At 61.9% G+C, this 14101-nt stretch carries 11 protein-coding genes; 4 read left to right on the top strand and 7 right to left on the bottom strand.

Annotation, left to right across the window (positions count from 1 at the left end; genetic code table 11):
- Positions 1-57: 57 nt before the first annotated feature.
- From O3301_RS17340 to O3301_RS17310, 7 genes are all read right to left on the bottom strand, one after another.
- A complete protein-coding gene (locus tag O3301_RS17340; RefSeq protein ID WP_034754516.1) occupies positions 58-1029 on the bottom strand; it encodes an ABC transporter permease in 972 nt (323 codons plus the stop codon).
- Between the two features lie 4 nt (positions 1030-1033).
- Positions 1034-2113 carry an ABC transporter permease gene (locus O3301_RS17335; protein ID WP_035824975.1) on the bottom strand — a complete coding sequence of 360 codons (1080 nt, stop codon included), beginning with the start codon at positions 2111-2113 and terminating at the stop codon, positions 1034-1036.
- Positions 2110-3639, bottom strand: coding sequence for an ABC transporter ATP-binding protein (locus O3301_RS17330; protein WP_305056987.1), 1530 nt, complete (start codon positions 3637-3639; stop codon positions 2110-2112). Before O3301_RS17330 ends, O3301_RS17335 begins: the two co-directional genes overlap by 4 nt.
- A gap of 81 nt (positions 3640-3720) precedes the next feature.
- Positions 3721-4716: a BMP family protein gene (locus O3301_RS17325; RefSeq protein WP_086145103.1), complete on the bottom strand. Its 996-nt coding sequence runs from the start codon at positions 4714-4716 to the stop codon at positions 3721-3723.
- 375 nt (positions 4717-5091) lie between these two features.
- A complete protein-coding gene (locus O3301_RS17320; protein ID WP_077400023.1) occupies positions 5092-5994 on the bottom strand; it encodes a LysR family transcriptional regulator in 903 nt (300 codons plus the stop codon).
- 87 nt (positions 5995-6081) lie between these two features.
- The gene (locus tag O3301_RS17315; RefSeq protein ID WP_099665374.1) at positions 6082-7011 is read right to left on the bottom strand and encodes a pseudouridine-5'-phosphate glycosidase; all 930 of its coding nucleotides are present in this window, start codon (positions 7009-7011) and stop codon (positions 6082-6084) included.
- A gap of 4 nt (positions 7012-7015) precedes the next feature.
- The gene (locus O3301_RS17310) at positions 7016-8173 is read right to left on the bottom strand and encodes a carbohydrate kinase (RefSeq protein ID WP_305056986.1); all 1158 of its coding nucleotides are present in this window, start codon (positions 8171-8173) and stop codon (positions 7016-7018) included.
- 380 nt (positions 8174-8553) lie between these two features.
- Between O3301_RS17310 and xapA the strand changes: the two genes are divergently transcribed.
- The 4 genes from xapA (at position 8554) to O3301_RS17290 (ending at position 14054) form a co-directional block, all read left to right on the top strand.
- Complete coding sequence (gene xapA, locus O3301_RS17305) at positions 8554-9393, top strand: xanthosine phosphorylase (protein ID WP_099665372.1); 840 nt, start codon at positions 8554-8556, stop codon at positions 9391-9393.
- A gap of 117 nt (positions 9394-9510) precedes the next feature.
- Entirely contained in the window at positions 9511-10704 is a 1194-nt protein-coding gene (locus O3301_RS17300; protein WP_305056985.1) for a phosphopentomutase, read from the top strand.
- Positions 10701-11660, top strand: a complete 960-nt coding sequence (deoC, locus tag O3301_RS17295) for a deoxyribose-phosphate aldolase (RefSeq protein ID WP_305056984.1) — start codon at positions 10701-10703, stop codon at positions 11658-11660. The genes O3301_RS17300 and deoC overlap by 4 nt, the downstream gene beginning before the upstream one ends.
- 12 nt (positions 11661-11672) lie before the next feature.
- Complete coding sequence (locus O3301_RS17290) at positions 11673-14054, top strand: aldehyde dehydrogenase family protein (protein ID WP_369812206.1); 2382 nt, start codon at positions 11673-11675, stop codon at positions 14052-14054.
- Positions 14055-14101: the final 47 nt, after the last annotated feature.

Below are 14101 nucleotides of genomic sequence, written 5' to 3'. Positions count from 1 at the left end.
CAGGCGTAAAAAAAGCGAAGCCCGCGGGCTTCGCTTTTTTTATGATGTGATAGCCTCTTAACGGGACTTCACAAAGGGGATACCGATGGCCTTCGGCGCGATGGATTTCGCCATCAAGCCCGCCAGCACGATCACGGTGACCACGTACGGCACCATCTGGATCAGCGAGCCGGGGATGCGGCCCACGACGGGCAAGTCCACGCCTTCAATCTGGATCTGGATGGCGGCAAAGAAGCCGAACATCAAACAGCCGAGGAAGGTGTAGACGGGACGCCAGTTGCCGAACACCATGGCCGTCAGGGCCAAGTAGCCGGCGCCGGCCGACATGTCGCGCAGGAAGAAGCCGCTTTGCACGATGGCAAGATATGCGCCCGAGAACGAGCACAGGATGCCGGCCACCAGCATGGCCAGGTAGCGCGTCGCTTCCACGCTCACGCCGGCCGAGTCGGCCGCGTGCGGGTTTTCGCCGCAGGCGCGCAGGCGCAGACCGAAGCGCGTGTGGTACAGCAGCCAGTGCACGAGCGGAATCAGCAGGAACGCCACGTAGACGAGGATGGAATGGCCGCCGATCAGGTGGGCGTACACCCAGCCGATGAAGGGGATGTGTTCCACGTATTGCGTACCCGGCAAGACCACGTCGAACAGCCGCGCCGAACCGAGGTCGGGCGTGCGGCCGCCTTGCTGGAAGAAGAATTGCGCCAGAACAAACGTCAGTCCGCTCATGGCGATGTTGATCGCCATGCCGGCCACCAACTGGTTGCCCTTTTGCGTGATGCTGACATAGGCTTGCAGCAGGGCCAGGGCGACGCAGACGAGCATGCCGGCAGCCATGCCGTAATACGGGTTTTGCGTCGTGTAGGCCACGGCGGCGGACGCGAAGGCGCTGGCCAGGATCTTGCCTTCCAGGCCGATGTCGATCATGCCGCTGCGTTCGGCAAACAGGCCGGCCATGGCGGCAAAGATCAGGACGGGCGCATTGCGCACGGTCGATACCAGGATGCTGGCGAATTGAAAGTCGTCGAGTGTCATGGTGTTAGCCTTTGGTGCGCTTGAGCAGGGCGGAAATGGCCGGTGCGTAGAAGTTTTCCATGGCGCCGCAGAACAGGATGATCAAGCCCTGGATGAAAATGAAAGTTTCCGTCGGGATATTCGGTTTTTCCAGCGACAAGTCGAAACCACCCTGTATCAGCGCGCCGAACAGCACGGCCGACAGGAAGATGCCGACCGGATGCTGGCGGCCCATCAGGGCGATGGCGATGCCGATAAAGCCGGCGCCGCCGACGAAATTGAGCGACAGATAGTGCGTCGAACCCATGATGGAATTGACGGAACCCAGGCCCGCCAGCGCGCCGGAGATCAGCATGACGATGATGATCATCTTGCTGATCGACACGCCCGCATAGTGGGCCGCGTGCTTGTTGAGGCCCGTGGCGCGCAGCTTGAAGCCCCACGACGAGCGCCAGACCATCACGCCGTAAATCACCAGCGCGGCAATCGCAAGGATAAAGCTGATGTTCAGCGGGGTGTCGCCCAGCGACGGGAACCAGGTGGACAGGCGCGGCATTTCGCCGCTTTCCGCAAACACGCGGCTGGCCGTGTTCTGTTCGCCTGGCGGGATCAGGTATTTCACGATCACGAAGTTCATCAGGCTGGCGGCGATGAAGTTGAACATGATGGTGGTGACGACGATATGGCTGCCGCGCTTCGCTTGCAGGTAGCCGGGCAGGAAACCCCACAGCGCGCCGAACAGGGCCGCGCCGATCATGGCGGCCGGAATCAGCAGCCAGGCGGGCAGGGTCTGGTCGAAGGCCAGCATGGCGACAGTGAGGCCCAGGCCGCCGATATACATCTGGCCTTCGGAACCGATATTGAACAGGCCAGCCTGCATCGCCACGGAGACCGACAGGCCCGTGAAGATGAAGGTGCTGGCGTAGAACAGGGTATAGCTCAAGCCTTCCGGATTGAGGATGGCGCTGTGGACGAGGATCGACAGCGATTCGGCCGGGTCCTCGCCCAGCATATAAATCACCAGGGCTGCGACCAGCAAGGCCGACAGCAGGTTTAACATGGGCATGACAAAGGCTGTCGCCCAGCGTGGCAAGTCGTTATTCATGATTTATGCATTCCCCCCATCAACAGACCGATGCGGGTGGTATCGAATTCTTCAATTTTCAGTTCGCCGGTGATGCGTCCGCCGCACATGACGAGGATGCGGTCGGCCAGCGCCCGCACTTCTTCCAGTTCGACGGACACCAGCAGGATCGCCACGCCCGCGTCGCGCAGGGCCAGCAATTGCGTATGGATGCTTTCGATGGTGCCGATGTCGACGCCGCGCGTGGGCTGGCCCACCAGCATCAGTTTCGGCTTGGCCAGCACTTCGCGCGCGATCACCACCTTTTGCTGGTTACCGCCGGACAACAAACCGATGCGCAAGTCCGGATTGGCCGGGCGCACGTCGAAAGTCTTCAGCAATTGCGCGCAGCGGGCGCCGATGGCCTTGAAGTTGAACAAGCCCCAGCGGTTTTTCAGGTGGTCCTGGTAACCGAGGATGGTGTTTTGCATGACGGAAAAATTTTTCACCACGCCATCGCGCAAGCGGTCTTCCGGAATGTGGGCGATGCCCAGTTCGCGGAAGGTCAGCGGCAAGCCGTCGGCATCGTGGCGCTTGGCAAACGGCAAGTCCTTGTCCAGGAAGCGCAGCTTGCCCGACGTCGGCAAACGCATGCCGGACAGAATTTCCAGCAGTTCGCTCTGGCCATTGCCCGAAACCCCCGCGATGGCGACGATTTCGCCGGCGCGCAGATTGAAACCTATGTCGGCCAGCAATTTGACTTGCTGGTCGTCAGCCAGTTGCAAACCGTCAACTTCCAGCACCGTGGCGCCCGGATTGTAGGGCGCGCGCGGCAAGTGGCTCTGGATGGGGCGGCCGACCATCATGTTAGCCAGTTCCTCTTTCGAAGTGCCGGCGGTCGCCACGGCGCCCACCACCGTGCCGCCGCGCATGACGGTGACGTTGTCGGTGATTTCCAGGATCTCTTGCAGCTTGTGCGTGATCAAGATGATGGTCTTGCCTTGTTCCTTGAACAGGCGCAAGATTTCAAACAGCGAAGCTGTTTCCTGGGCCGTCAGCACGGCTGTCGGCTCGTCGAGGATCAGGATATTGGCGCTGCGGTAAATCTGCTTGAGGATTTCCACGCGCTGCTGCGCACCGACGGAGAGGTCTTCGATCTTCGCCAGCGGGTCGACATCGAGGCGGTAGCGGGCGCAAATCTCGCGCAACTTCGCTTCCGCTTCCGTGCGGTGGCTGGCCAGGCGAAAACCGCCTTCCGTGCCCAGCATGATATTGTCGAGGACGGTGAAGTTCTCGACCAGCATGAAGTGCTGGTGCACCATGCCGATGCCGAGGTTGATCGCTTCCTGGCTGTTGCGGATCGGTTGTACTTTTCCGTCGAGCAGGATTTCCCCGCCGTCGGCACGGTAATACCCGTACAGGATGCTCATCAAGGTCGATTTGCCGGCGCCATTCTCCCCCACCAGGCCGTGGATACTGCCCTTGGCGATGGAGAAGTTGACGTCGGCGTTCGCCTTCACATGTCCAAACTGCTTGGAAATGCTGCGAAATTCTACTGCTGGCTGCATAGGTTCATAACTGGATAGTTTCATGGAAACGCGCCGCGCGGAGACTGGCCCCGGCGGCGCGCTAAAAGATACGGAGAAAAATTAAACCGGGCAGCTGCTGCCGACGCGGTAATCGATCACTTTGATCTTGCCATCGATGATGTCCTTACGCGCACCCAACACGCGCTTTTCGATTTCCGGCGTAATCAGCTTGCGGTTGTTCGCATCGAGCGCCCAGTCCACGCCGCCTTCTTTCAAGCCTTTATAGCTGACGCCGCCCTTCCAGGTGCCGTTCTTGACTTCCATGAAGCTGTCATAGACGGTGTTGTCGACGCGCTTGACCATCGAGGTCAGGATGCTGCCTGGATACAAATGGTTCTGGTTCGAATCGACGCCGATGGCCAGCTTGCCTTTTTCCTTGGCCATTTGCAGGGTACCCATGCCGCTGCCGCCTGCGACGGCGAAGACGACATCGACGCCGCGCTCGAATTGCGAGCGGGCCAGTTCGCCGCCCTTGGCCGGGTCATTCCAGGCGCCGGACGTGGTGCCGACCATGTTTTGCGTGATTTCCGCTTTCGCATTCACTGCCTTGACGCCTTGCGCGTAGCCGCAGGCGAAGTTGCGGATCAGGGGAATATCGATGCCGCCGATGAAGCCGACCTTCTTGCTCTTGCTGGCCATGGCCGCAGCCACGCCCACCAGGTAGGAGCCTTCTTCTTCCTTGAAGACGACGGAATTGACGTTGCTGCCGGCGGCCTGGCCGTCGATCAGCACGAATTTTACGTTCGGGAATTCCTTGGCGACCTTTTGCACGGCTTGCGTTTGCGCAAAGCCGATGGCGGCGATCATGTCGAGTTTCTTGCGGGCCAGGCCACGCATGACTTGCTCGGCTTGCGTATCGCTGGAGGCTTGCACTTCGATGAAGGAAATGCCCGTGTCTTTTTTGAAGCGCGAGGCGCCTTCGAAAGCGGATTGGTTGAACGACTTGTCGAACTTGCCGCCCGCGTCATACACGACACCCAGTTTTGGGGTAGCCGCGGACGCTTGAGCCGTCAGAAATACGGCTGCGATCGTCAAACTAAATTGTGTAAGTTTCATGAATTGGCTCCTGGAAGATCGATATTGTATATTTTTTATAGGTGAAACATATAATTTGGGGCCGATTTAGCCTGTTTTTGATGCACGAGGTGATAATTCCTTATCAACATTGCACTGTATTGCACAAGATCATTGCTGACCTCGACTGCTTTTATGTCGACAATGTGATGCTCATGCAACAGTCGCGCCCCGTCTATAGGTACAACATCGAAGGGGGCTGCCGGAGCGGGCTGGGATGCGCCGTCAGTTGACGGGCAGGGCAAGCACGGGACCGGCGCCGCGATGGGCGTCCGAATCACTATGCATCATGCCAGATATGTATGACAAATACGTTTTTGTTTAGTTATTTATATGAAAGCCATATAAATTGCGGCTTCAAGCGGCGGGGGGATTCAGGATATTCAAGAAGGCCCGCACGACGGGCGCGTCGTCCAGCGTGGTGTAGCTGATATACAGGTTGGCCGACGGCGGATTGGTCTTGATCGGCAGAAACACCACGCCGGGCCAGCCGATGCGGCTCGTCGTTTCCGGCACCAGGGTCACGCCCAGGCCCGCGCCCACCATGGCCAGCAGGGTTTGCGGCTCGCTCGCTTCCTGGAAGATCACGGGTTCGAAGCCGGCATTGATGCAACATTGCACCAGGTAGCGGGGAAACGCGGATTTGTCGAGGTTCAGGGTCAGCATCGGTTCGTGGGCGATGTCGATCAGTTCGATGGACGTGTTTTTTGCCAGCGGGTGGTGTTCATTGACGGCCACGCAGACGTTTTCGCGGAAACACAGTTCCTGGCGTAAATTGTCGTGACGCAAGTCGTCGTCGTTGAGCTTGGGTTCGCGCCAGAAGCCCACGTCGATTTGCTTGGCGCGCAAGGCTTCGTATTGCACCGTGGGACCAAATTCATGGATGGTCCAGCTGACGCGGGGAAATTTGGTCTGGAATTCTTCCAGCAGGCTGGGGATGGGGCCCCACATGGCCGAGCCGACGATGCCCACGCGCAAGCGGCCCACCTCGCCGCGGTCGATCTGGCGGATGGTGTCGATGGTCATGCGCATCTTGGCCAGCAGGTCGGCCGCCTCGTTCATCAGCGCCTTGCCCGCCACGGTCAGCTCGAACGTGCGCGTGGTGCGCGCAAACAGGCGTACGCCCAGTTCGCTTTCCAGTTTCATGATCTGCTGGCTCAGCGGCGGCTGCGAGATATGCAGGCGCTCGGCGGCGCGGCTGAAGCTTTTCTCCTCGGCAACGGCAAGAAAATACTTTAACTGTTTCAGATCGATGGACATGCTTTCCTTGGCGTTGCGTGGTGCTAGGCGATGGAACGGCGCGCAGGCCTGGATGCCGGCATGCGCGCTTTCTTTACAGCAGTCCTATTATCGTGCCACGACTGCCTGCATGGCAATGGCCAGCGCCGTGCCGACCTGGGCATTGTGCTTGACCAGGGCGATATTCGTCGCCAGGCTGCGTCCATCCGTCAGCTGCTTGATGCGCGACAAGAGGAATGGCGTGACTTGCTTGCCCTTCACGCCACCCGCGTCCGCTTCCTGCAGCGCCTGCGTGGTGATCGCATCGATTTCTTCCTTGGGCATGGCTTGCGCGGCCGGCACGGGGTTGCTGACGATCACGCCGCCTTTCAAGCCCAGTTGCCACTTGGTGCCGATGAAGGCAGCCTGTTCGGCGGCCGTATCGAGGCGGAAATCGGCCTTGAAGCCGCTTTCGCGCGTGAAGAAGGCGGGGAAGCCTTCCTGGCCCACGCTGATGACGGGCACGCCATGGGTTTCCAGGTATTCTAGGGTCAGGCCGATGTCGAGGATGGATTTCACGCCCGCGCAGACGACGGCGACGGACGTTTGCGCCAGTTCCTGCAAGTCGGCGGAAATGTCGAAGCTCGTTTCGGCGCCGCGGTGCACGCCGCCGATGCCGCCCGTGACGAACACGGAAATACCCGCCAGTTCCGCGCAGATCATGGTGGCGGCCACGGTGGTGGCGCCCAATTTACCCTGCGACAGGACGAACGGCAGGTCGCGGCGGCTGACTTTCATGGCGTCGGGCGAGGTGCCCAGCAATTCCAGTTGCTCGGGCGACAAGCCCACGCAGATCTTGCCGCCGATGATGGCGATGGTGGCCGGCACGGCGCCGCCGTCACGGATGATCTGCTCCACTTCGCGCGCCATTTCCACGTTTTGCGGATACGGCATGCCGTGCGAAATGATGGTTGATTCCAGCGCCACGATGGCCTTGCCGGCGGCGCGCGCGTCGAGCACTTCTTGCGAGAACAAGAGGAAATTCTGTAATTGAGTCATATTATTAATCCTGTTGAAAGAGGGTAGGTGGGGGCGGCGCCAGGTCGGCGTCGTCAATGTTGTCGAGCGCGCCGGCGGAAATCTGGGGGGAGACGGTGGCCGCGGATTCCAGGGTCATGGCGGCCAGTTTCAGGCCGCGCCGGCACGCCAGTTTCAAATTGCCGCTGTCGTGGTACAGCGACCAGCAGACGGCGGCGGAGAACGCGTCGCCGGCGCCCGTCACGTCGACGGCGTCCACTTCGCGCGCGGCCAGGTGCACGACAGGCGCGTCCAGGCTGTCGCCATCCGTGAAGTACACGCCTTCGCCGCCGCAGGTGACGATCACCTGGCGCGCGCCCTGGCGCTGCACTTCGCGGCAGGCGGCGCGCACTTCGAACGCCGTGGGCAAGGCCCGCGCCACGCGCGTTTCCAGTTCGCCACGGTTGAGGATCAGCAAATGCAAGCCTGTCAGGTCTTGCGGCAGGTGCGCCATCTTCGGCTGCGAGACGGCGACGATGACCAGCGGCGTCGCATGGGCGGCGTCCTGGCGCGCATCGGCCAGCAGCGCCTGCACGCTGTCGTGGCCCAGGTTCAGGTCGCAGACGGTGAGGGCGGCGGCCGCGCGCTGCGGCTGGCGGCTGTGCAAAAAGGCGGGTGTCAGCTGTTCGTAGAGTTGCATGTTGGCCATCGCCAGCAGCATTTCGCCATGTTCGTCGAGCACGGCCGTATAGGTGCCGCTGCTGGTGTTGCTCAAATGCAAGCTGCCGCGCATGTCGATGCCTGCGTCTTCCGCGTGCGTCTGCAGCGCGTGGCCGGCCGCATCGTCGCCCAGCGCCGTCAGCAGGGCGACGGGAATGGACAGGCGGGCCAGGTTTTCCGCGATGTTGCGGCCGACGCCGCCAAACACTTCTTCCGAGCGCACGGGGTTCGAGGTGCCCATCTGCAAGGTCGCCAGCGTGCGCATCTTGCGGTCGAGGTTGGCGGCGCCTATGCACAGCACGGGGCGGCTGTCGGGCAGCACGTAGGCGCGTCCCAGCAGGCGTCGTTCGCGGATCAAACCGGCGATGTGGCCGGCGACGGCCGAGCGCGACAAGCCCAGTTCGCTCGCCAGGTCTTGCTGCGAGATGAAGGGGTTGTTGCGGATCAGCGTGTACAGCTGGTCTTTTTTATTGGTGTCGGTCACAAGGTTTTCGCTGAAGGTTTAAACATTTGTCTGCGACTGTAAACATTTGTCTTTCATGTGTCAAGCCCATGTCAAGCCCGTGTCAGGCGTGCGCGAAAAGCGGTCGTATGGAGCTTGTATGCATGCATTTTCGGGGCATGGCAGGTCAGGGCTTGCCTGGACTATAATGTCGGCCATTTATATTTGAATTGTATAAATGGGCAAGAAAAATGGTATTTGCCATACATATTCCGTTTGATGCATAGTGGCGGCAAATAGTGGCAATACGCATTTCGATATACCTGTAACACCATACTTAGCCGATACCTGGGCCGCAGTCCTTCACCGGGCACGGCCGCGCAGGCAGCAACCCATCATCATTAGTCAATCAGAGGATAACCATGTCGAACAACAGCCCTTTCCACGCCGCCGAAATCATCCGTGCCCGCGCTCCTGCAAATTTCAAGCCGCGCGTGGCGATGATCCTCGGCTCCGGCCTGGGTGTGTTGGCCGAGCAGATGACGGATGCCGTCAGCATCAGCTTTGACGAATTGCCAGGCTTCCCGATCAGCACCGTGCACGGCCACGCCGGCGAACTGGTGGTCGGCACCCTGTCGGGCGTCGCCGTCGTCTGCATGAAGGGCCGTGGCCACTTCTACGAAGGCTATGGCATGGGCGTCATGACGAGCGCCATCCGCACCCTGAAACTGCTGGGCTGCGAAATGCTGTTCGTCACCAACGCCGCCGGTTCCCTGCGCCCTGAAGTGGACGCGGGCAGCCTGGTGGCCATCAGCGACCACATCAACCTGTTGCCAGGCACGCCGATGGTCGGCCCGAACGACGACCGCTTCGGCCCGCGCTTCTTCAGCATGGCCAACGCCTACGATGCGGACCTGCGCAACCTGGTCAAGGACACGGCCGCCACGAACGGCATCACCCTGCATGAAGGCGTGTTCGTCGCCTACCCAGGCCCGAACTTCGAGACGGCTGCGGAAATCCGCATGATGGCCCGCCTGGGCGCCGACACGGTCGGCATGTCGGTGGTGCCGGAAGTGGTGTCGGCCCGTCATTGCGACCTGAAAGTGGTGGGCGTGTCCGTCATCACCAACCTGGCCGAAGGCATGTCGCCATTCGCCCTGTCGCACGAACAAACCCTGAAATACGCGGCCATCGGCGCCAAAGACCTGGTCAAGCTGATCCTGGCTTTCCTCTCCAAAGTCGCTGAAAAACCGCAAGCCTAAGCACTTTTTTATGCAGTAGCGGCGCGCCGGCCAACGGCGCTGCCGCGCGGCAGGCCGGGAAAATCCGGCCTACACTGTTCGCATCATCTTCGCATCACTCCTAAAGCGAGCCTTATCATGTCACGCGCATTTATCCTCCTGCTTGATTCCTTCGGCCTTGGCGCGACGCCAGACGCCGCCAAGTATGGCGACGCAGGTGCCAATACCTTTGGCCATATTGCCAGCACTGTCGCCAAAAGCGGCAAGACCTTGAAACTCCCGAACATGGAACGCCTGGGCCTGGGCGCCGCGGCGCACCTGGCCAGCGGCGAATGGGCCACGGGCTTCGACCAGCGCGACGGTTTCACCGGCGCCTACGGCGCGGCGCGCGAGCGTTCCACCGGCAAGGACACGCAGAGCGGCCACTGGGAAATCGCCGGTGTGCCTGTCGAATTCGACTGGGGCTACTTCCCCCGCACGACGCCGTCGTTCCCGGCCGACCTGACCGATAAGCTGAAAGCCATGTCCGGCGTGCCGGGCTTCCTCGGCGACTGCCATGCCTCGGGCACGGACATCATCAACAAGCATGGCGATGAACACGTCGCCACCGGCAAGCTGATTATCTATACCTCGGGCGACTCGGTGATGCAGATCGCCGCGCACGAAGAGTCGTTCGGCCTCGAGCGCCTGTATGAAGTGTGCGAAATGGCCTTCAAGCTGGTCGAACCGTACAACATCGGCCGCGTGATCGCCCGCCCGTTCACCGGCAGCAATGGCAACTACACGCGCACTTCCAACCGCCACGATTACGCCGTTGCGCCGCCAAGCAAGACCCTGCTCGACCACGTCAAGGATGCGGGCGGCGAAGTCGTCGGCCTGGGCAAGATCAGCGACATTTTCGCCACCCAGGGCATCTCGCGCGTCGTGAAGGGCGTCGACAACATGGCGCTGTTCGAAGCGCTGTTGAAGACGGCCGATGAAGTGCAGGACAAGTCGCTCACTTTTGTGAACTTCGTCGATTTCGATCAGGCTTTCGGCCACCGCCGCAACACCGAAGGCTATGCCGACGCGCTGCGCGAAATGGATGCGCGCCTGCCGGAATTCATGGCCAAGCTCAAGGAAGGCGACCTGGTCGTGATCACCGCCGACCATGGCTGCGACCCTACCTGGCACGGCTCCGACCACACCCGCGAACACATTCCGATGATCTTCTTCGGCCCCGGCGTCGCTCCGCGCGCACTGGGCATTTCCGAGACGTTCTCCGATATTGGCCAAACCCTCGCCAAGCACCTTGGCGTACCACCACTTGCTAATGGAACCAGCTTGTTATGACACTTATGCACCCCGAATTCAAGCGTAACGAGGCCGTTGGCCTCGACCTGGGCTGGATCAACCAGATCCGCGTCAACCGCGCCGCGACGGACCGCCGCGCGGCCAGCCTGGCGAACCGCCGTACGGTGAAAAAGGAATACCAGGCCGCCTGGCTGGTGAAAGCCATCCAGATGATCGACCTGACCACCCTGGGCGGCGACGATACGCCGGGCCGCGTGGAACGCCTGTGCATGAAGGCCATGCGCCCGCTGCGCGCCGACCTGATGGAGGCACTGGGCTTGACGGAACTGAGCACCGGCGCCGTGTGCGTGTACCACGAGATGATCCAGCCGGCCGTGAAAGTCATCCAGGGCCGCCTGCCCATCGCCGCCGTGTCGACGGGTTTCCCCGCCGGCTTGACGAGCATGGAAACGAAGCTGCGCGAGATCGAACTGTCGGTCGCCGCCGGCGCCTCGGAAATCGATATCGTCATCACGCGCCAGCACGTCCTGAACGGTAACTGGCAAGTGCTGTACGACGAAATGCTGGCCTACCGCAAGGCTTGCGGCGAAGCGCACGTGAAGGCGATTCTCGCCACGGGCGACTTGCTGACCATGGAAAACGTGGCCAAGGCGTCGTGGGTCTGCATGATGGCCGGCGCCGATTTCATCAAGACTTCCACCGGCAAGGAAGGCGTGAACGCCACCATTCCCGTGGCCCTGACGATGGTGCGCACGATCCGCGAATACCACGAGCAGACGGGTTTCCAGGTGGGCTTCAAGCCGGCCGGCGGCGTCAGCTCGGCCAAGAGCGCGCTGCAATACCTGATCCTGATGAAGGAAGAACTGGGCAATGAATGGCTGCAGCCGCACCTGTTCCGCATCGGCGCTTCCAGCCTGCTGACCGACATCGAGCGCCAGCTCGAGCACTACGTCACCGGCAGCTACTCGGCCAATCATCGTCACGCACAACCTTAAAGAACAATCGTCATGCCAACAATTAACGAGATTCTCAATACTATGGACTACGGCCCTGCTCCCGAAAGTCAAAAAGAAGCGCAGGCGTGGCTAGCTGGCCACCAGCGCAAATTCGGTTTGTTCATCGACAACGCCTGGAGCGAGCCGGCCGAGCTGTTCGCCTCGACCAATCCTGCCGACGGCACGCAACTGGCCGAGCTGACGCAAGCCACGGATGCCGACGTGGAACGCGCCGTGGAAGCGGCGCGCCGCGCGCTGCCCGTATGGCAAGGCATGGGCGGCCATGGCCGCGCGAAGGTCATGTACGCGCTGGCCCGCCTGCTGCAAAAGCACTCGCGTCTGTTCGCCGTGCTGGAAACCCTGGACAACGGCAAGACCATCCGCGAAACGCGCGATATCGACTTGCCGCTGGCCGCGCGCCATTTCTACCATCACGCCGGCTGGGCGCAGTTGCAGTCGGAAGAATTCGCCGACTACCGCGCCGTGGGAGTGGTGGGCCAGATCGTGCCGTGGAATTTCCCCCTGCTGATGCTGTCGTGGAAAATCGCCCCGGCCCTGGCCGCGGGTAACACGGTGGTCTTCAAGCCGGCCGAATTCACCTCGCTCACGGCCATGCTGTTCGCCGAACTGTGCCTGCAGGCGGGCGTGCCGGCCGGCGTGGTCAACATCGTCACGGGCGACGGCCGCGTGGGTTCGGCTATCGTCAACCACCCTGGCGTCGACAAGATCGCGTTTACGGGTTCCACGGAAGTGGGCCGCCTGATCCGCGAGGCGACGGCCGGCAGCGGCAAGAAGCTGTCCCTCGAATTGGGCGGCAAGTCGCCGTTCATCGTCTTCGAAGACGCGGACCTGGACGGCGCCGTGGAAGGCCTGGTCGATTCGATCTGGTTCAACCAGGGGCAAGTATGCTGCGCCGGTTCGCGCCTGCTGGTGCAGGAGTCGATCCAGGAGCGCTTCCTGAACAAGGTACGCGCGCGCATGGAAAACCTGCGCCTCGGTTCGCCCCTGGACAAATCGATGGACGTGGGCGCGCTGGTCGACCCTGTGCAGCGCCAGCGCATCGCTGCGCTGGTCGATTCGGCCCGTGCCGAAGGCTGCGACGTATGGCAGCCCGCGTGCGAATTGCCGGCGGACGGTTCGTGGTTCCCGCCGACCCTGATCACGGGCGCGTCCACTTCCGCCGCCGTGGCGCAAGCTGAAATCTTCGGCCCCGTGCTGGTGGCGATGAGCTTCCGCACGCCGCCTGAAGCGGTGCAACTGGCGAACAACACGGTGTATGGCCTGGCCGCCAGCGTGTGGACCGAGTCGATCAGCCTGGCGCTGGACATCGCGCCTGCCATCAAGGCCGGCGTGGTGTGGATCAACAGCGCCAACCAGTTCGACGCTGCGTGCGGCTTCGGCGGCTACCGCGAATCGGGCTTCGGCCGTGAGGGCGGCCGCGAAGGCATGCTGGAATACATGACGGCCCTGGCCGAAGATGCGCGTCCGGCCTTGCCGGTGGTGGAGGCGAAAGCCAAAGGTAATGTGAAACCGGCGGCAGCTGACCCATTCGCCATCGACCGCACGGCCAAGATGTACATCGGCGGCAAGCAGGCGCGCCCTGACAGCGCTTACAGCACCCCGGTATTCGGCGCGAATGGCGCCCTGCTGGCCGAAGTGGGCGTGGGCAGCCGCAAGGATATCCGTAATGCCGTCGAAGCGGCCCATAAAGCGTCCGGCTGGACCAGCGCCACGGCGCACAACCGCGCGCAAGTGCTGTACTACATCGCCGAAAACCTGGCAGCGCGCGCCGACGAATTCGCCGCCCGCATCGCCGCCATGACGGGCAGTAAAAATCCTGAGAAGGAAGTGCAGGCATCGATCGAACGCCTGTTCTACTACGCGGCCTGGGCCGACAAGTACGACGGCCTGGCGCACCAGCCGCCAACCAAGGGCATCACCGTGGCGCTCAATGAAGCGGTCGGCGTGATCGGCATCGTCTGCCCGAACGAAGCGCCTTTGCTGGGCTTCATTTCGCTGGTAGCGCCGGCCATCGCGCTGGGCAACCGCGTGGTGGTGGTGCCGTCGGAAGCGCATCCGCTCTCCGCGCTGGACCTGTACCAGGTGTTCGACACGTCCGACTTGCCGGGCGGCGTCGTCAACATCATCAGCGGCAACGCCGATGAACTTGCGCGCACCCTGGCCACGCACGCTGACATCGACGCCGTCTGGCGCCATGACGGTTCGCTTGACGGCTGCGCCGAAGTCGAGCGCCTGTCGGCCGGCACCCTGAAGCGCACCTGGGTAGGCGGCGCGAAGGGCCGCGACTGGTACAGCGCCGCGCAAAGCGGCGGCCGTGCCGTGCTGGCGCATGCGTCGCAAGTGAAAAACGTGTGGATTCCTTACGGCGTCTGATAAGTAGCTAGCGTTACAAAGCTGGGGTCAGATCCGCAGGGACTGAC

It is taken from the genome of Janthinobacterium sp. SUN211 (genome assembly GCF_030587315.1).
Lineage (GTDB): Bacteria > Pseudomonadota > Gammaproteobacteria > Burkholderiales > Burkholderiaceae_D > Janthinobacterium > Janthinobacterium kumbetense.
The sequence above is the reverse complement of the archived record's forward strand: the minus strand, read 5'-3'. Positions and strand labels throughout refer to the sequence as shown.

What these genes read in the sequence shown, in the direction of transcription:
- O3301_RS17340 (WP_034754516.1), bottom strand. Translation starts at nt 1,029, where the DNA reads ATGACACTCGACGACTTTCAATTCGCCAGCATCCTGGTATCGACCGTG.
- O3301_RS17335 (WP_035824975.1), bottom strand. Translation starts at nt 2,113, where the DNA reads ATGAATAACGACTTGCCACGCTGGGCGACAGCCTTTGTCATGCCCATG.
- O3301_RS17330 (WP_305056987.1), bottom strand. Translation starts at nt 3,639, where the DNA reads ATGCAGCCAGCAGTAGAATTTCGCAGCATTTCCAAGCAGTTTGGACAT.
- O3301_RS17325 (WP_086145103.1), bottom strand. Translation starts at nt 4,716, where the DNA reads ATGAAACTTACACAATTTAGTTTGACGATCGCAGCCGTATTTCTGACG.
- O3301_RS17320 (WP_077400023.1), bottom strand. Translation starts at nt 5,994, where the DNA reads ATGTCCATCGATCTGAAACAGTTAAAGTATTTTCTTGCCGTTGCCGAG.
- O3301_RS17315 (WP_099665374.1), bottom strand. Translation starts at nt 7,011, where the DNA reads ATGACTCAATTACAGAATTTCCTCTTGTTCTCGCAAGAAGTGCTCGAC.
- xapA (WP_099665372.1), top strand. Translation starts at nt 8,554, where the DNA reads ATGTCGAACAACAGCCCTTTCCACGCCGCCGAAATCATCCGTGCCCGC.
- O3301_RS17300 (WP_305056985.1), top strand. Translation starts at nt 9,511, where the DNA reads ATGTCACGCGCATTTATCCTCCTGCTTGATTCCTTCGGCCTTGGCGCG.
- deoC (WP_305056984.1), top strand. Translation starts at nt 10,701, where the DNA reads ATGACACTTATGCACCCCGAATTCAAGCGTAACGAGGCCGTTGGCCTC.
- O3301_RS17290 (WP_369812206.1), top strand. Translation starts at nt 11,673, where the DNA reads ATGCCAACAATTAACGAGATTCTCAATACTATGGACTACGGCCCTGCT.